Here is a 16,565-nt window from a genome sequence, read left to right as displayed (position 1 = left end):
AAGGCGGTCCTCCTAATATCAATCTGCACCCAAGCTTAAGACGTTAATACGTATCGCGCAAACACTCTCGTGCAAATGGTGCGTGTATTGGAATGGGGGGATTCCATTTGCGTTGCGGCGTTCGGTTGCGATAGCGTGAATATGTGAACGGTTGGCGACCGTCTCACTGGGTGGTTTCAATAGGTTTGTCATCGGGGGCAGGACCCATAGAACGTACGCTATTTCGGTTCATCTGGAAGTATTCGAAGCGGGATCAGCTGATTTTGCTGGCCGTGACGTCCACGTTGTTCCCGCTGCTTTATCTGACACTCGAATTGCCCAAACGGATAATCAACGACGCGATCGGGGCGGCCAGTTCCACCGTCGAGTATTTTGGGATCACCTTCGATCAGACAACGTTTCTGATGATCCTGTGTTTTGCCTTTCTGCTGTCGGTGTTGGCGCATGGTCTGATGAAAATGCGGATCAACACGATGAAGGGCGTGTTGAGCGAGCGCATGCTGAGGCGGTTCCGCTATCAGCTCATCAGCCGGATTTTGAGGTTTCCGCAACCCTATTTCGAACGCGTGAGCCAAGGTGAACTTGTGTCCATGGTCACCGCCGAAAGCGAGCCGATGGGCGGTCTGATGGGTGATGCGATCAGCCAGCCAGTGCTGCAGGCCGGGCAGATGCTGACCATCCTGTCCTTTCTGTTTCTGCAAAGCTTCTGGTTCGGGCTTGCGGCCATTGCGCTGATCCCGTTGCAGGCCTGGCTGATCCCCAAGCTGCAACGCCAGATCAACCTGCTCAACAAGAAGCGCATACAGGAGGTGCGGGTTCTGGCAGCCCAGATCGGAGAGAACGCGGCCGGTGCATCGACCCTGCGCGGCAATGCGGGCTGGCGGTATCGACGGGCCATGATTTCGGACCAGCTTGGGCGGCTGTTCAGCATACGGTTCGACATCTATCAGAAAAAATTCTTCATGAAGTTTCTCAATAACTTCATTTCGCAATTGACCCCGTTCCTGTTCTACTCGGTAGGCGGTTTTCTGGTATTGCAGGGCCAGGTGTCGCTGGGGGCGCTGGTCGCGGCACTGGCGGCTTACAAGGATCTGTCCAGCCCGTGGAAGGAGTTGCTGACCTATTACAACCAGACGCAGGACATGGCGATACGCTGGGAAGTTGTGATCGAACGTTTCGCCCCCGCAGGCATGATTGACGAGGAATTGTTCGAGGACGAACCTAAGGAGAGCGTGCGCCTGAATGGCGATATCGTGCTTGACCATGTCTCGGTACGGGATGCGGACGGCAATCACGTGCTGGATGATATGAATGCGGTACTGCCGGGGGCTGGCGTGATTGGCATATCGGCCCCCAGCGAGGAGGACCGTCTGGCCCTCAGCGAATTGTTGACGCGTGAGGTTCTGCCGGGATCGGGCAAGGTCATGATCGGCGGACACGAACTGTCCAAGGTGCATCAGGTGGATGTGGCGGCGCGCATCGGCTATGCCAGTTCGCGCCCGGTCATGTTTCAGGGCACGTTCGGCGATAACGTGATGATGCCGATGCGGTTTCAGCCGACCGAACCCGCGCCAGAGAATCCGGACTTTGCTGAAACACTACGGGCGGGCAACAGCGCCGATCCGTTTCACGCCGAATGGCTGGACCCGGCGCGCGCCGGTTTCCAGGACGAAGCGAGCCTTCGCGCGTGGTGGTTGCGACTGGTCGAGGGGATGGGGTCGGGGGGGGCCTTGTTCAGACGGGGTGCAGACCAGGTCTTTGACCAGGGCGCGCATCCGGAACTGGCGGCAAAGCTGGTCGAGTTGCGCCCGATCGTAAGACGGGAAATCGGCAAATCCGGGCTGGATCAACAGGCGTTTATCTTTGACCGCGACGCCTATAACCCCGCATTGCCGGTTGCCGAGAACTTGCTGTTTGCAACGCCGCGCGTGCCTGTCACACAGGAACTTCTGGCGCGCCAGGCGGTGTTTCTGGCACAGTTGCGGGATCTGGGGCTGGACGAAATACTTGTCGATCTGACCCGCGATGTGATCGACATGTTGCGTCAGATCTTTGGATTGGACGGCACCGACCATCCCCTGTTCCGAAAGCTGGGGTTGGAGGTGAACACTTATGAGACGGCGTTGGATCTGGTCGAAAAGACGCGCAGCGCCGGGGCGCGGGCCCTGGACGATACCGAGTTGGCCAGCCTGCTGGCCGTTCCGTTCCGAATTTCGGCGGAACAGATAGGGCCGGCCTTTTCGGACGGTTTGAAATCCCGGATTCTGGAATTGCGGCACAGCCATTCCGACAAGCTTCTGGAAAGCTTGCGCGATGTCTTTGTGCCGTTACGGGTGGATGAGTTTGCGCCCGGATTGACCGTGCTGGAAAACGCCATGTTCGGCAAGGTCAGCCAGGTGGGTGGCGCGCGCACCGACGAATTGCGCAAACTGATCACCGACGTGCTTTCGGTTAACGGAGCGCGCCCGCTGGTGGTTGAGCTGATCTATGACATGCCGGTGAGCCTTGGGGGGCAGAACCTGCCCGCCGCCTTTGCCGAACCTTTGGCCTTTACACGTGCGGCAATCAAAAAGCCCGACATTCTGGTTCTGAACAGCGCGTTGGCGAGTTTCGACATGGATACGCAGGTATCGGTATACAAAAACCTGCGCGAGTTGCTGCCTGATACCACTGTGATCTACATCAACGACCATTTCAAATCGCCCGAGGCGTTTGATTTGCACATTGAGATTCGGCAAGGCCGGATCATCAGCGAGGAGGCTCCGATGGATGTTGAAGAGGATGGTGCCGCCTCGGCCGACCTGACGCGCAAGCTAAGGGCATTGGAGCAGACCCCGCTGTTTTCCGAGCTTGACCGGCGACAGCTGCGCCTGCTGGCCTTTGGTGCGCGCTGGTTCGAGGCCAAGGCGGGCGAGGTCGTTTTCCTGAAGGACGACGACCCGACCGACGGTGCCTATATGATCATCGAAGGCGAGGCAGGTCTGTACCTGCCCCAGAAATCCGGCGACGATCAGCTGATCACGCGCGTCGGGCCTGGAACGCTGGTCGGAGAGCTGGGACTGATCCGCAAAGAGCCGCGCGCGCTCAGCATGGTGGCCGAAACCAATCTGACCTGTCTGCGGATCGGTGAGGAGGAGTTTCTGGCCGTGGTCGAAAACGACGCGGCAACCGCGTTCAAGCTTTTGCAGGTTGTGGCGGGTTACGTTTCGAACTGACGAACAGAGCGAAAAATCACGTTTTGCAGAACAGTTTGTATAGCAGTTCGATCACCTGCGCGGTGTTTCCATCGCTGAGTGAATAGTGGATGGTTTTGCCATCCCGTCGTGTCGATACCAGCCCCTCTTCCCGCAGTCGGGCCAGCATCTGGCTGACGGCAGCCTGACGGATACCCAACAGGGTTTCCAGTTGCCCAACCGACTTTTCGCCGTCGCCGAGATGGCACAGGATCATCAGCCGACCCTCGTGGGCAAGCGTCTTGAGAAAGTTTGCGGCATCCGAAGCGCTTTGCTTCATGTCGACGGCGGTTTCGGGCTGAAATGCCTGATCTGATGTATTCTGAACTGTCACGGGTTGCTCGTAATCCTTTTGTCCAAACTACAACACAGCGTTGTGGCATGCAATCTCATGCATCCTGTGCTGGTGCACCACCCTGAAACGCGTTGCCGTTGACATAGTCACATGGTTCTTCCTGCATCTGCAAATGAAGCCCATCGCCGGTATAAGGATGGGCTCGCGCCAGATCTTCGTCAACTTCAATGCCCAAACCGGGCGCCTCGGGTGGCGTGACAAAGCCTAATTCGACTTTGATCGATCCTTTGATCAACTTGTCGTGAAAAGGTGTCTCTATGCTTTCAAGCAACAGGATATTGGGGATTGAGGCGGCGAGATGAATGTTGGCGGCCCACTCGATCGGTCCTGCGTACAGGTGGGGGGCCATCTGGGCGTTGAATATTTCTGCCATCGCGGCCACTTTCTTCATCTCCCAGATGCCGCCGGCACGCCCCAATGCGGGTTGCAGGATTTCCGCCGCGCCTGCCCGCAGGACTGTGCCGAACTCTGCCTTGGTGGTCATCCGCTCGCCGGTTGCGACCGGAATGCGGACGTTGCGGGCGACGCGCGCCATATCTTCGATATTGTCAGGAGGCGTCGGTTCCTCGAACCAGAGCGGCGAATAGGGCTCCAATGCCTGACCCAGACGGATCGCCCCTGCGGTGTTGAACTGACCGTGGGTTCCGAAAAGCAGGTCGGCCTTGTCGCCGACCGCTTCGCGGATCGCTTTGCAGAAAGCGACCGACATCGAGATATCGCTCATCGCAGGCATGTGGCCGCCCCGGATCGTGTAGGGGCCTGCGGGATCGAACTTGACCGCAGTATAGCCCCGCCCGACCATCGCAGCGGCGCATTCGGCCGCCTGTTCCGGTGAGGTCCAGAAATCGGTCAGGTCATGCTGCGGCAGCGGGTAGAGATAGGTGTAGGCGCGAATGCGGTCATTCATTCGCCCGCCGATCAGGGCGTGAACCGGTCGGTCGCGATCCTTGCCCAGAATGTCCCAGCAAGCGATTTCCAGCCCGGAAAACGCGCCCATGACGCTCAGATCGGGGCGCTGTGTGAAGCCGCTGGAATACACCCGGCGAAACATCAGCTCTATGTTTTCGGGGTTTTCATCCGCCATATGCCGCTTGAACACGTCGTGGATGATGTGTTTCATCGCCTCGGGACCGACCGACGAGGCATAGCATTCGCCCCAACCGGTGATGCCCGTGTCGGTGGTGAGCTTGACCAGTATCCAGTATCGCCCGCCCCAACCCGGTGCAGGCGGCGCGGTCACGATGATATCGAGATCCTGAAGCTTCATCGCATGTCCTCCTGTTCGGGTTATTCCACCGATTTGCGGTCAAACACGATCACGTTGCGCTTGGCGCCACCGGTCTTGGTGTCGGCGATTGCCTCGTTGATCTGGTCAAGCGACCAGCGCCCCGAAATCAGCTCGTCGAGCTTGAGACGCCCTTGCTGATAAAGATCGATCATCCAGGGGATGTCACGCTGAATGACCACGTCGCCCATCTTGGAGCCGATCAGACCCTGTCCGACAGCAGCAAGGATGACCGGTTCGTAACTGGCCATCGCCCCCGAATGGGGCATCCCGATCATAATGGCCTTGCCGCCGCGCCCCAGATAACGAGGAGCCTGTTCATAGGCCGGTATCGCGCCGACAGTGATCAGAACCGCGTCGGCTCCGCGCCCGCCAAGAGCCTTGTATGCGGCTTTCCAGGGCGTATCCAACGTGGCAAGAACCCCATGAGTTGCGCCAAACTCCTTGGCGATCTCCAGCTTTTCCTCGGTCATGTCGACCGCCACGATTCTGCGGGCCCCCGCAATGCGCGCGCCCTGGATTGCGTTCAGGCCCACACCGCCCGCGCCGATCACGACGACATCCTGACCGGGGCGCAGCCCGGCGGCATTGACGGCCGCGCCGACGCCAGTGATCACGCCACAGCTGAGCAGGCTGGCGACATCCTTGGCCATGGTGTCGGGGATCTTGACGATCTGGCGGTGGCTGACGACCACCTTTTCGGCAAAGGCACCGCAGGCCATCGCCTGTTCCAGGGGGCCGCCATCGGCGGTTTTCAGCGGACCCTTGACCGTGTCATAAGGTGTTTCGCAGATCGTCGGCTTGCCGCTGGCGCAGGACGGGCAAGATCCGCAGGCGCGGATCAGCGTGGCCACAACGGATTCACCCACCTTGAAATCGCCTGCAGCGTCGCCGACTGCGGTTATGACACCGGCGGCTTCGTGGCCGTAAACAGCGGGCAGAAACCCACCCCAGGCTCCGCTGGCATAGGTGATGTCGGAATGACAGATCGCCACCGCATCCAGCGTGACTTCGACCTCGCCCATCCCCGGGGGAGCGATCTGGATGTCTTCGATAACAAGTGGCTTGTCGAACTCGCGGCATACGGCCGCCTTGATGGTTTGCATGGTCTCCTCCCCTTGATTGCCGGGCACGGTGGCCCGGCAGATCGCCGTCTGCAAGGTGGAAACCGGCAAAACAATGTCGTTCTTACGTCACGATACGATTTAAGCACAGGTTGAAAACCTATCCGTTCGCGAAATGGGGAGGCGCGATGGCGCGTCAGTCGCTCAGGAATTCGGTCGTACTGCGCGCAAAGGCTTCGGCTTCGGACGGGGCAAGTCCAAGCTGATGCATAGGGTCAAACAGTTTGTGCGTGTCCAGTTGCGGCCAGGTCCGGGCAACGATTTCCTTCAGAGGGGTGCCTGTTGAGGCGGATTCCCGGCACAGTTCCTTGGTTGCGGCCTGTGCCTTGGGGCGCGGTAAGTGTTCGGCCAGCGCGAAACTCAGCGCTTCGGCATGGATCATGCCGAGATGTGATTCCAGCGCTGTGCGCATCGCGTCAAGTTCGGGCGAAATCTTCTGAGCCATGGACGAGGCGACCCGGGAAGAAGAACCCGCCCCCAAAACGATTTGTGGCAGGCACATCCATTCGGTGAACCACGCGGCGCCGTCGCGCTGATGGCGATGCATCGCCGCCCCCTGCAAAACACTCATCAACCCGGTCTGCTGGCGGGCCAGCGCCACCAGAACCGACGGAGCCACAGGGTTCTGCTTTTGCGGCATGGTCGAAGATGACCCGGCCCCGCCCAAGCCAATCTCGGCTATCCCGGTTTGGGTTAGCTCCACGCCGTCCTCTCCGATCTTGCCTAAGGCCAGCACAAGGCGGGTGAACCAATCGCAAAGGCGTAGAACGGGGGTACGGTCGGTATGCCAGCTTCGCCCCGGGTCGTGCAGGTTCAAGAGTTTTGCAAGTTCTGCGCGGGTTGTGGCTGATTGCGCCCCCAGGGCTGCGCTGGTGCCAGCCGCGCCGGACAGGGACACAAGCAGGCAGTCTTGCCGCAGCGCAGGCAATTCCTGCATAAGCCCTAACAGGGGCCAGCCCCATGACGCGACCACGGCGCCAAAGCTGGTTGGGGTCGCGTGCTGCCCATAGGTGCGGGCTGGCATTGGCAGGCGGGCATGATCAAGGGCCAGCCGCGCAAGGTGGCCAAGAGTATCTTTAACATCGGCTTCGATCAGACCGATCGCCTGCCGCAGCCGCAGCATCAGCCCGGTGTCGATAATGTCCTGTGAAGTCGCGCCCCAATGAACATAGGCGGCATGTTCGGGGGCCTGCATCTCGGCCCGGAAGGCCGAGACCAGCGCCGGGACGCTGACGCCGTTTTCGCCGGTCGCGGCGGACAAGGCACCGGGATCAAGCTGAATCTCCATCGCGGCGCGCGAAATGGCCTGTGCGCTTTCCAATGGTATGATGCCCTGATCGCCCTGAACTTTGGCCAGCATCCCCTCGACCAGCAGCATTGCCCTCAACTCGGCACTGTCAGTGAAGAGGCGACCAACATCGCCAGACGGGAACAGCCTGGAAAACAGCACGCTGTCGAAAACGGATCCAGCCATCAGAATTTTCTTTCGATCTGCGACAGCATCAGCGCCAGTTCCTTGGGATGGGAAAAGAACGGAGAATGGGAGCTGTCGATTGTGAATTTCATATCTTGCGGAAAACCACTGCACATCTCGGCCTGATATTCGGTGGGTACAGTTCGGTCGTCGAGCGTTCGGATATAGGCCTTGGGCAAATTGGCAAAACCTTCATCAAGTACCAAGGGCGTTTCCTGCGGCCTGATTGCTTGCGGGCAAAGGCGTTTGGCGGCGAATTCGGCGACCTCTTCGGCGCAGTCGTGATAGAACAGCGCCCTGACCTGATCCGGAACTACGGTATAGGAGAGGCCGTCGGGCGATTTCTGGACGGACGAAATCAGGGGCTGGCGGGCCGCGCGCTTGCGCATCTGTGCCATGCTCTTGCCCGAAATGGGGACATAGGCGCAGAGATAGATCAGGGCGCGCATCTTGCCCGGAGCTGTCCCGGCCGCTGCGGAGATTGGATAGCCGCCCCAGGAATGACCTACAACTACAGTATCGGGGGTCGATGCCGACAAGACGGCATCGCGGCACCTAACCAGAGTGACATCGGCGACAGGAGTTTGGTCATCCCCGTGGCTGGGCATATCTATGGCGCGGGCAGAATGCCCCAGAGCGGTCAGTTCAGGGATCAGATCACGCCAACACCACGCCCCATGGCATGAGCCGTGAACCAGAAGGAAATCAGCCATTCCCGCCCTCCTTACCATGCCCTATACCGCGCAGGAATTCTGAAAGGATGGCAGCGTATTCTTCGGGTTTTTCAACGCATGGCAGATGGCCTGCCCTGCGGATGAGTTCAAATTTTGAGCCGGGGATCAGGTCGACCGTTTCGCGCACCAGATCGGGTGGCGTCGCCCCGTCCTCGCTGCCCGCGATGCCCAGCGTTGGAAGTCGCAGGCCACTTGTCGGAGTATAGAAATCGGTGCCGGAAATGGCCGCGCAACATCCCGCATAACCTTCGACCGATTGCCGGACCAGCATGTTACGCCACAGGGTGAGGTTGGGCGAGGCGCGGAAATCCTTGGAAAACCAGCGTTCCATGATGTTGTCGGCCAGCGCTTCTATTCCACCGGCATTGACGGCGGCAATGCGCTTGTCCCACATGTCAGCGGTGCCGATCTTGGCACCAGTGTTTGACAGAACCAACGCGCGGATCTGATCCATCCGTTTGACCGCCAGTCCCTGCGCGATCATCCCGCCAATGGAGAGGCCGACAAAGGCGCAATCGCGGACCTCCAGCATATCCAGCAGAGCCTCGGCATCCCGCACCAGCGCACCCATCGAATAGGGGGCGGGCGGCAGGGACGACAGGCCGTGGCCGCGTATGTCGTAGCGGATGAACTTCAACCCCTTGGGAAGCAAAGGCAAAACCGCATCCCAAAGCCGATAGTCGGTGCCCAGCGAATTGGCGAATACCACGGGCGCCCCGTCGGGGTCGCCGTCGATGCGATAGTAGAGCTGGACATGACCCAGATCGGCAATGTTCATGGGATACCCCTGTGTCAGCTTGGCTATGTTTCGCGAAGATATAGGGCAGGATTGCCGCGTGATCCATGCTTCGGATCGGCAGCAGGTACTCCGGCATCAGGTGTGATCTGCCAATGCCCGGGCAAAGAGAGCCGGTTCGACGTTGCCGCCCGAGGCGACGACGATCACGGTGTCGCCCTCGATCTCGTCCTGCCGGTACAGGGCCGAGGCCAGTGCCACGGCTCCGCCGGGTTCCAGAACGATCTTGAGGCGCAGAAATGCCAAAGCCATGGCGCGCATGGCTTCGGTCTCGGTAACGCTCAGACCCGGGCCGCACAAGCGTTTTAGAATCGGGAAGGTGATCTGACCCGGTTCGGGCGTCAGGATTGCGTCGCAGATATTCCCCGAAGTCCGGTTGTTCCGTTCGATCCCGCCCGAGACCAACGAACGTTTCACGTCGTCAAAGCCTTCGGGCTCGCAGGTTCTGGCGCGCAGGCCGGGCGCGTGGCCCTCCAGCGCCAAGGCGATCCCGGAGGTCAGTCCGCCACCGCCACAACAGACCAGAACGTCGGCCATATCAACGCCGAAATCAGCGACTTGTTCGGCAACCTCCAACCCGACGGTGCCCTGACCTGCGATTACCTGTGGGTCGTCATAGGGGCGGATCAGGGTCAGGCCGCGCTCATTCGACAATGCCGCGCCGATATCCTCGCGGCTTTCGGTTTCCCTGTCATACAAAACAACTTCGGCCCCCAGTGCGCGGGTGTTTTCGATCTTCAGTTGCGGCGCATCCGACGGCATGACGATGACCGATGCGATTCCGTGTTTTGTCGCCGCCATCGCTACGCCCTGCGCGTGATTACCCGAAGAATAGGCGATGACTCCGCGTTGCCGCATGTTCGGGTCCAGCGCCGAAATCGCAGACCATGCCCCGCGGAACTTGAAGCTGCCGGTGTGTTGCAGGCATTCCGGTTTGACCAGCACCCTGCGCCCGGCAATGTCATCAAGGAAAGGAGAGCTTAGCAATGGTGTTCGCCTTGCATGGCCTTGCAGCCGTTTGGCGGCGGCTTTTATCAGGGGCAGGGTACTCATGCGGCCTCCAGGATATTGCGAATGACTGCGAGGGACTGCGGTTCGTCCAGGAACGGGGCATGGCCCCGATCAGGGACTTCTTCCGCGACGAGGGCAGGATGACGCTTGCGCATTTCTGCCAGCGTGCCCGGGCTGAGTATATCGGAGTTCATGCCCCGGATAACACCAGTAGGGATGGTGCGCAACGCGTCGATCAGGGGCCATAGGTCGGGTGGTGGTCCGGCCGCGGCCTGTTCCAACAGGGCCTGCCGCAAGTTTACATCATAGCTCAGGGCCAGTCCTGTGGGCGTTTCAAGATATTGGTTTTCTGCCTGCTTTCGCCAAATCGAAAGGGGGACACCGGGGAATTGCGGTTCCATCGAGTCTTTCAGAACCTGCGCGGCATCTTCAAAAGTCTGGAATGTGGGTGGCTTGCCGACATACTCGAAAATCCGGGCAATCCCTGTCGGCTCCACAATCGGGCCCACATCGTTCAAGATTACGCCTGCCAGCCGGTCCTGGTGACAGTCAGCCAGCACCATCGCGATCAGACCGCCTCGAGACGTGCCCAGCACGGTGACTTTGCCAAGTCCCAGATGATCAAGAAGCTCGATGACATCCTGACCCTCTCGATTGACGTTGTAATTCATATAGTTCGGGTCATGGTCCGATTGCCCCCGGCCACGATAGTCGATCGCAATCAGACGCAGGTCGGGTACGTGCGGGGCGAGGAATGTGAAATCCCGGCTGGATCTGGTCAGACCGGCAAGGCAAACCAGTGGTTTACCTTTGCCGTTGTCCTCAAAGTAGATTTTTTTTCCGTCGCTTGAGGTGAAGTGCGCCATCAGGCTCCTGCCAGTTGGGGAATCGTGGTCAGGTCGGACAGTACATGCGCGGGCCGCCACGGCAAGCGGTCCATGGGTTCGGCAGCGCGGTTGACCCATGCGGTGACAAATCCGAATCCGCTGGCCGCAGCCGCATCCCAGCCGTTCGAGCTGACAAAAAGAACTTCGTCGCGGGCGCAAGCAAAGCGCTTGGTCACCAGTTCATAGACGCGGGCATCGGGCTTGAAGATGCCCACGCTTTCCACCGACAGCACATCATCCAGCACGTCGCCGATGCCTGCCGATTGCACCGCACCATCCAGCATCGCAGGCGAGCCGTTGGACAGGATTGCCGTTTGCATCCCAGCGTCCTTCAATGCCCCCAACATTGCGGGAACTTCGGGAAAGGCCTGCAGTTCCCAATAGAGATCGAGCAACCGCTGGCGAAGCCCGCCTTCTCCGTCCAGCCCGACCGCTTCGAGCGCCCAGTCAAGACCGTCCTGTGTCACCTCCCAGAAATCGGTATGGGCGCCGGTCACCGCCCTCAGCCAGGAGTACTGCAACTGCTTCAATCGCCAGAAATTGGCCAACTCCGGCCATTTGCCACTGAGCTGGGTATGCTCGGGCTCGGCTGCGGCCAGACGCGCGGCGGCTGCGACGTCGAACAGTGTTCCGTAGGCGTCAAAGACGCAGGTGGTGATTGGCATGTGCTCCTCCCTCTTCGCGGGCAGGTTCGCACAGGAATTCAGCGCGCGAAAGAGGGGCGGGTTTACAATGGTGTGACAGACATTAGGGTGGGCCGTTCAACCAAAACCCAACCGATCGGAGACCTCATGACCGAAATCAAGCAAGGCGACACGGTGCGCATTCACTATACCGGTACCCTGCTGGACGGGAGCACATTCGACAGTTCCGAAGGCCGCGACCCGCTGCAATTGGAAGTGGGGTCGGGACAGATCATCGTTGGGCTGGACAATGCCTTGCCGGGCATGACTGTCGGTGAAAGGAAAAAGGTCGAGGTGACTTGTGTCGAAGCCTATGGCCCGATCAATCCGGCGATGCGGCAGTCCATCCCGCGCGAAGGCATTCCCGACGATATACCGCTCGACATCGGCACACAGTTGCAGATGCAGACGCCCGATGGTCAGGCCCTTCCGGTAACGGTGGTCGAAGTTGACGATGCCACCGTGACACTGGATGCGAACCACCCCTTGGCGGGGCAGGACCTGATCTTTGATATCGAGGTCGTGTCGATCAATTGAACCGAAATGACGGCTGGGCCCGCGAATGCGCCTGACCTGGCCTGTTTGGCAGGCGTACTACCTGGTGGCGATCGTGAGGCCCATCATCGCCTGTGTCTGGGGCTGCGACAAGATCACCAGCGCCGCAAGCGAGAAACACAGGCTCACCAACAACAAGCGTATCAGGTTGCCCGATTGCCTTACTGGCGGTTCCGGCTTTTTCAGCGCCTTTTCGCGTTGCGCGGCGGCGGAGAGGATCATGTCAATTTTGCTCATGCCCGAATTCCTGCGCGCCAAGTGTGGTCAAAACTTGGCAAGCGCAGGGAAAGTTCGGGTCACATGAAGTCGGGTTGAGGCATTCCCAGGACGTGGAAACCGCCATCGACACGGATAATCTCACCCGAGGTGCAGGCGCCGGCATCGGACGTCAGATAAACAGCAGTACCGCCAACGGCTTCGAGCGTTGCATTCGAACGCATCGGCGCATTCTGGTCGCAGAATTTGTAGGTTTTGCGCGCGCCACCGATGGCCGCGCCGGCCAGAGTCTTCATCGGACCAGGCGAGATAGCATTGACGCGGATACCGTCAGGTCCGAGATCGTTGGCGAGATAGCGGGTCGCCGATTCCAGCGCGGCCTTGGCCACACCCATGACGTTATAGTTCGGAACCACCCGGTTCGAACCTTGATAGGTCAGCGTCAGCAGCGAGCCGCCATTTTCTTTCATCAGCGGATAGGCGCGGCGCGCCACCTCGATGAAGGAATAGGCCGATACATCCATCGAATGCTTGAAATTGGCCCGTGTAGTGTTCAGAAACCGCCCCGTCAATTCCGACTTGTCGGAATAGGCTATGGCGTGAACAACAAAGTCGACGGTGGGCCAACGGTTGGCCAGTTCGTCAAAGGCGCGGTCTAGCGACTCGTCATCGGTGACATCGGCGTCGACCATGAAATCACTGCCGACGCTTTGCGCAAGCGGTTCCAACCGCTTGCCGAAGGCTTCGCCCTGATAGGTGAATGCCAGTTCGGCACCGGCCTCGTGCATGGCCTTGGCGATGCCCCACGCGATGGAGCGGTCGTTGGCCACGCCCATGATCAGGCCGCGTTTGCCTTTGAGAAGATCCGACATTTCACTCATCCATTATACTTGGACAGAATCATGGACCCGTTTGTGCCGCCAAAGCCGAAGCTGTTGGTCATGACACTGTCCAGTCCTGCGTTTTCAACGACTTGCGTCGCAATTTCGCCGGGCAGAATGCCCTCGGCCAGGGTATCGACGTTGATCGAAGGGGTAATGAAGTCGTTGTCCAGCATCAGCAGGCAGAAGATCGCCTCGAGCGCGCCCGCCGCGCCTTGTGCATGGCCGGTCATCGACTTGGTCGATGAAATCGGCGGCACGTTGCCCTCGCCGAAAATTCGGCGTACTGCTTCGACCTCGCCCACGTCGCCAACCGGGGTCGAGGTGCCGTGTGCGTTGATATAGCTGACCTTGCGCCCCTCGGGCACGGTCTGCAGCGCCAGGCGCATCGCGCGTTCGCCGCCTTCGCCCGATGGGGCCACCATGTCATGACCGTCCGAAGTGGCGGCAAATCCGGTCACTTCGGCATAGATCCTGGCGCCGCGTGCCTTGGCGTGTTCCAGTTCTTCCAGAACCACGATCCCGCCACCACCCGAGATCACGAACCCGTCGCGGTCCTGATCGAAAGCGCGTGAGGCGCGTGCGGGGGTGTCGTTGTATTTTGACGACATCGCGCCCATCGCGTCGAACAGGCAGCTGAGCGTCCAGTCCAGTTCCTCGCCGCCACCCGCGAACATCACATCCTGCTTGCCCATCATGATCTGTTCAGCAGCGTTTCCGATGCAGTGCAGCGAAGTGGAGCAGGCCGAAGTGATCGAATAGTTGATGCCCTTGATCCTGTAGGCTGTCGCCAGGTTGGCCGAGATGGTCGAGCACATGCACTTTGGCACCGCAAACGGGCCGATACGCTTTGTCGCACCCGATTTCAGCACAGTCTGATGTGCGGTCAGCATTGCACTGGTCGAAGGACCGCCCGACCCGGCCACCAGCCCGGTGCGGGGGTTTACTACCTGATCATCGGTCAGACCGGAATCGGCAATGGCCTGACCCATCGCGATGTGGGCGTAGGCCGCGCCCGGGCCCATGAACCTGAGTGCGCGCTTGTCCACGTGTTCAGCCACATCGATTTTGAGCGTTCCAGCTACCTGACTGCGAAAGCCGTGCTCGACCATCTGTTCGTTGGCCTCGATGCCGGACCTGCCCGCTTTCAGCGATGAAAGCACTTCCTCGGCATTGTTCCCGATCGAGGAAACGATCCCCAATCCGGTGACGACGACGCGACGCATAAGCGTACTCCTGTGTTCCGTTCTCTGTTGCCTGGTCTTCAGCTGGGGTCAGCTTTCGGACAATGCAACCTTCATGTCCTTGACTTGATAAATCAATTCCCCATCTGCTTCGACCCGGCCATCCGCCACACCCATGGTCAGGCGGCGGGTCTGAACGGCCTTGGTGAAATCGACGTAGTAGGTCAGCTTCTTGCGGTCGGGGCGCACCATACCGGTCAACTTGATTTCGCCTGTGCCGATAGCATAGCCGCGCCCCTGCCAACCACGCCAGCCGAGGTTGAATCCGGTCAGTTGCCACAGCCCATCCAGACCAAGGCAGCCAGGCATGATTGGGTTGCCCGGAAAATGGCAGTCAAAGAACCAAAGATCCGGCGTGATATCGAATTCGGCCACCACATGCCCCTTGCCATGTGCGCCACCATCCGCCGAAATGTCGGTGATCCGGTCCATCATGAGCATTGGAGGTTCGGGCAACTGTGCGTTGCCTGGGCCGAAAAGTTCGCCGCGCGCGCACTTCAGCAGATCGTCTTTGTCAAAGCTGCTCGGGAATTGGGCCATTCTGCCGCCTCTCCTGCCAGAGTCTGTTGGTCACATCTGGCCTCCTCTAACACCCGTGTGCAAGGTCCTGCAAGAGCGGGTGCGCCGCAAGTTTCAAGCGAATGGCCCTGTTTGCGAATGAATTTCATTTGAAATTTCATCTGGGCACGACTTATATATATTGTCAAACGCATGCAGGTATCGACATCATGACGCCAGACAGTCTGGAAAACGCCACGCAGTGGTTGGCCAAGGCCGGTCTCAGACCGACGCGGCAGCGCGTTGCGCTGGCCGAGCTTCTGGTGGGTGACGGTAAACACCGGCACGTCACGGCGGAAAGTCTGTTCGAGGCGGCAAAGTCCAACAGTGCTGCCGTTTCTCTGGCCACCGTGTATAACACACTGCGCGCCTTTTGCGATGCAGGTGTGCTACAGGAAATCACGGTGGACGGATCGAAAAGCTATTTCGACACCAATACCCATGACCATCCCCATTTTTTTTGGGAGGATGAGGGGCGTCTGTCCGACGCTCCGTCGGATCAGCTGGTGATCCAGCGCTTGCCAAATGCACCCGAAGGGGTTGAAATTGCTTCCGTGGATGTGGTCATCCGCCTGCGCCGCAAGGCCTGATCAATTCTTTTCGAACAGAACGGCCAACACCCGTTGGGCCGCGTCAAACAGCGGGTCGGCCGGGCCGATGCCATGCCGAGCGATTACGACGGATTCGCGGGCTTCGGGATCGCGGACAGGCCGGCTTGCAATGGGAAGCCCGTCATAGCTCAGGCCGCCAACGGGGTTGGCGTAACTGATGCCGACACCCTCGCCATGCGCGGCGAGGCTGCGAAGGATTTCCAGTGAAGTTGCCCGATGCGCCACATGCGGCGACAGGCCCTTGCGTCTGAACAGTTCCAGAACATATTGCGCGGAAAGTCCCTCTTCGGACAGGATCAGCGGAAATTCGGCCAGCCGGTCCAAGGTCACGACCTCATGTGTCGCAAGCGGATGATCGGGTGGTATCAGCGCGTTGGGGCGGCAGACATACAGCAACCGCCGCGAGAATCCGGCATCCATTCCCAGATCATAGGTCAACGCGATATCTATCTGCCCCTTGAGCAATGCCGCGAGCAGGGCTTCGAAGCCATCGGCCCGATAGGTCACTTCGACATCCGGCAACTCAGAGCGCAGACGGCGGATGGCAGGGGCCAGAAGGAACGGAGCAAGGTCGACGAAACACCCTAGCCGAAGCCGTTTTGCGGGTATTGGAGGATGGGACGGGTCTTGCAACCGGGCGGCGCGGTCAAGCAGGCTTTTTGCGCCTTCGATAAAGGTCCGCCCTTGCGGGGTTACGGCCATGGCCGAACCGCGTTTTCGGATGAACAAGGGATAACCCAGATGTTGTTCGATTCTGGCCAGGGCGGCGGACAAGGCAGGTTGCGACACATTGAGATGCTCGGCCGCTGCGGTAAGGCTGCCGTGGTGGCCGATGGCGCAGACATATTCGTACTGGCGGAGTGAAATAAATAACATGAGATTATTTATTAGTTTCGAAGATATGATTTGAACAGAGGT

At 59.6% G+C, this 16,565-nt stretch carries 17 protein-coding genes; 3 read left to right on the top strand and 14 right to left on the bottom strand.

The window, feature by feature from the left end; genetic code table 11:
* Positions 1 to 170 precede the first annotated feature (170 nt).
* A complete protein-coding gene (locus tag ACR0LZ_RS01125) occupies positions 171 to 3,215 on the top strand; it encodes a cyclic nucleotide-binding domain-containing protein (RefSeq protein ID WP_480748088.1) in 3,045 nt (1,014 codons plus the stop codon).
* A gap of 16 nt (positions 3,216 to 3,231) precedes the next feature.
* On the opposite strand, the gene ACR0LZ_RS01120 is transcribed toward ACR0LZ_RS01125, so the two are convergent.
* The 9 genes from ACR0LZ_RS01120 to ACR0LZ_RS01080 all read right to left on the bottom strand — a co-directional run bounded on the left by ACR0LZ_RS01120 (position 3,232) and on the right by ACR0LZ_RS01080 (position 11,564).
* Positions 3,232 to 3,513 carry an ArsR/SmtB family transcription factor gene (locus ACR0LZ_RS01120; RefSeq protein WP_480748087.1) on the bottom strand — a complete coding sequence of 94 codons (282 nt, stop codon included), beginning with the start codon at positions 3,511 to 3,513 and terminating at the stop codon, positions 3,232 to 3,234.
* Between the two features lie 109 nt (positions 3,514 to 3,622).
* Positions 3,623 to 4,855 carry a mandelate racemase/muconate lactonizing enzyme family protein gene (locus ACR0LZ_RS01115; RefSeq protein ID WP_480747920.1) on the bottom strand — a complete coding sequence of 411 codons (1,233 nt, stop codon included), beginning with the start codon at positions 4,853 to 4,855 and terminating at the stop codon, positions 3,623 to 3,625.
* A 20-nt stretch (positions 4,856 to 4,875) separates the two neighbouring features.
* Complete coding sequence (locus tag ACR0LZ_RS01110) at positions 4,876 to 5,979, bottom strand: Zn-dependent alcohol dehydrogenase (RefSeq protein WP_480747919.1); 1,104 nt, start codon at positions 5,977 to 5,979, stop codon at positions 4,876 to 4,878.
* 154 nt (positions 5,980 to 6,133) lie between these two features.
* The gene (locus ACR0LZ_RS01105; protein WP_480747918.1) at positions 6,134 to 7,471 is read right to left on the bottom strand and encodes a class-II fumarase/aspartase family protein; all 1,338 of its coding nucleotides are present in this window, start codon (positions 7,469 to 7,471) and stop codon (positions 6,134 to 6,136) included.
* Positions 7,471 to 8,184: an alpha/beta fold hydrolase gene (locus ACR0LZ_RS01100; RefSeq protein WP_480747917.1), complete on the bottom strand. Its 714-nt coding sequence runs from the start codon at positions 8,182 to 8,184 to the stop codon at positions 7,471 to 7,473. Before ACR0LZ_RS01100 ends, ACR0LZ_RS01105 begins: the two co-directional genes overlap by 1 nt.
* On the bottom strand, positions 8,177 to 8,983 hold the full coding sequence (gene pcaD, locus ACR0LZ_RS01095; RefSeq protein WP_480747916.1) for a 3-oxoadipate enol-lactonase: 807 nt from the start codon (positions 8,981 to 8,983) through the stop codon (positions 8,177 to 8,179). Before pcaD ends, ACR0LZ_RS01100 begins: the two co-directional genes overlap by 8 nt.
* 96 nt (positions 8,984 to 9,079) lie before the next feature.
* On the bottom strand, positions 9,080 to 10,054 hold the full coding sequence (locus ACR0LZ_RS01090) for a threonine ammonia-lyase (protein ID WP_480747915.1): 975 nt from the start codon (positions 10,052 to 10,054) through the stop codon (positions 9,080 to 9,082).
* A complete protein-coding gene (locus tag ACR0LZ_RS01085) occupies positions 10,051 to 10,878 on the bottom strand; it encodes an alpha/beta fold hydrolase (RefSeq protein ID WP_480747914.1) in 828 nt (275 codons plus the stop codon). The genes ACR0LZ_RS01090 and ACR0LZ_RS01085 overlap by 4 nt, the downstream gene beginning before the upstream one ends.
* Positions 10,878 to 11,564, bottom strand: coding sequence for a haloacid dehalogenase type II (locus ACR0LZ_RS01080; protein ID WP_480747913.1), 687 nt, complete (start codon positions 11,562 to 11,564; stop codon positions 10,878 to 10,880). The genes ACR0LZ_RS01085 and ACR0LZ_RS01080 overlap by 1 nt, the downstream gene beginning before the upstream one ends.
* Before the next feature lie 126 nt (positions 11,565 to 11,690).
* On the opposite strand from ACR0LZ_RS01080, the gene ACR0LZ_RS01075 reads away from it, so the two are divergent.
* Positions 11,691 to 12,119: an FKBP-type peptidyl-prolyl cis-trans isomerase gene (locus tag ACR0LZ_RS01075; RefSeq protein ID WP_480747912.1), complete on the top strand. Its 429-nt coding sequence runs from the start codon at positions 11,691 to 11,693 to the stop codon at positions 12,117 to 12,119.
* A 57-nt stretch (positions 12,120 to 12,176) separates the two neighbouring features.
* On the opposite strand, the gene ACR0LZ_RS01070 is transcribed toward ACR0LZ_RS01075, so the two are convergent.
* The 4 genes from ACR0LZ_RS01070 to fabA are packed head-to-tail and all read right to left on the bottom strand — an operon-like array spanning position 12,177 to position 15,018.
* A complete protein-coding gene (locus ACR0LZ_RS01070) occupies positions 12,177 to 12,374 on the bottom strand; it encodes a hypothetical protein (protein ID WP_480747911.1) in 198 nt (65 codons plus the stop codon).
* A 59-nt stretch (positions 12,375 to 12,433) separates the two neighbouring features.
* On the bottom strand, positions 12,434 to 13,225 hold the full coding sequence (locus tag ACR0LZ_RS01065) for an enoyl-ACP reductase FabI (protein ID WP_480747910.1): 792 nt from the start codon (positions 13,223 to 13,225) through the stop codon (positions 12,434 to 12,436).
* 5 nt (positions 13,226 to 13,230) lie between these two features.
* Positions 13,231 to 14,460 carry a beta-ketoacyl-ACP synthase I gene (gene fabB / locus ACR0LZ_RS01060; RefSeq protein WP_480747909.1) on the bottom strand — a complete coding sequence of 410 codons (1,230 nt, stop codon included), beginning with the start codon at positions 14,458 to 14,460 and terminating at the stop codon, positions 13,231 to 13,233.
* Positions 14,461 to 14,508: 48 nt separating this feature from the next.
* Positions 14,509 to 15,018 carry a bifunctional 3-hydroxydecanoyl-ACP dehydratase/trans-2-decenoyl-ACP isomerase gene (fabA, locus tag ACR0LZ_RS01055; RefSeq protein ID WP_480747908.1) on the bottom strand — a complete coding sequence of 170 codons (510 nt, stop codon included), beginning with the start codon at positions 15,016 to 15,018 and terminating at the stop codon, positions 14,509 to 14,511.
* 188 nt (positions 15,019 to 15,206) lie between these two features.
* On the opposite strand from fabA, the gene irrA reads away from it, so the two are divergent.
* On the top strand, positions 15,207 to 15,626 hold the full coding sequence (gene irrA / locus ACR0LZ_RS01050; RefSeq protein ID WP_480747907.1) for an iron response transcriptional regulator IrrA: 420 nt from the start codon (positions 15,207 to 15,209) through the stop codon (positions 15,624 to 15,626).
* Here irrA and ACR0LZ_RS01045 read toward each other — a convergent pair whose 3' ends face one another.
* Positions 15,627 to 16,523: a LysR family transcriptional regulator gene (locus ACR0LZ_RS01045; RefSeq protein ID WP_480747906.1), complete on the bottom strand. Its 897-nt coding sequence runs from the start codon at positions 16,521 to 16,523 to the stop codon at positions 15,627 to 15,629. It abuts the gene before it with no gap.
* Positions 16,524 to 16,565 lie beyond the last annotated feature (42 nt).

This window comes from Ruegeria sp. CI1 (assembly GCF_056536925.1).
This window is presented reverse-complemented; position numbering and strand designations above follow the sequence as displayed.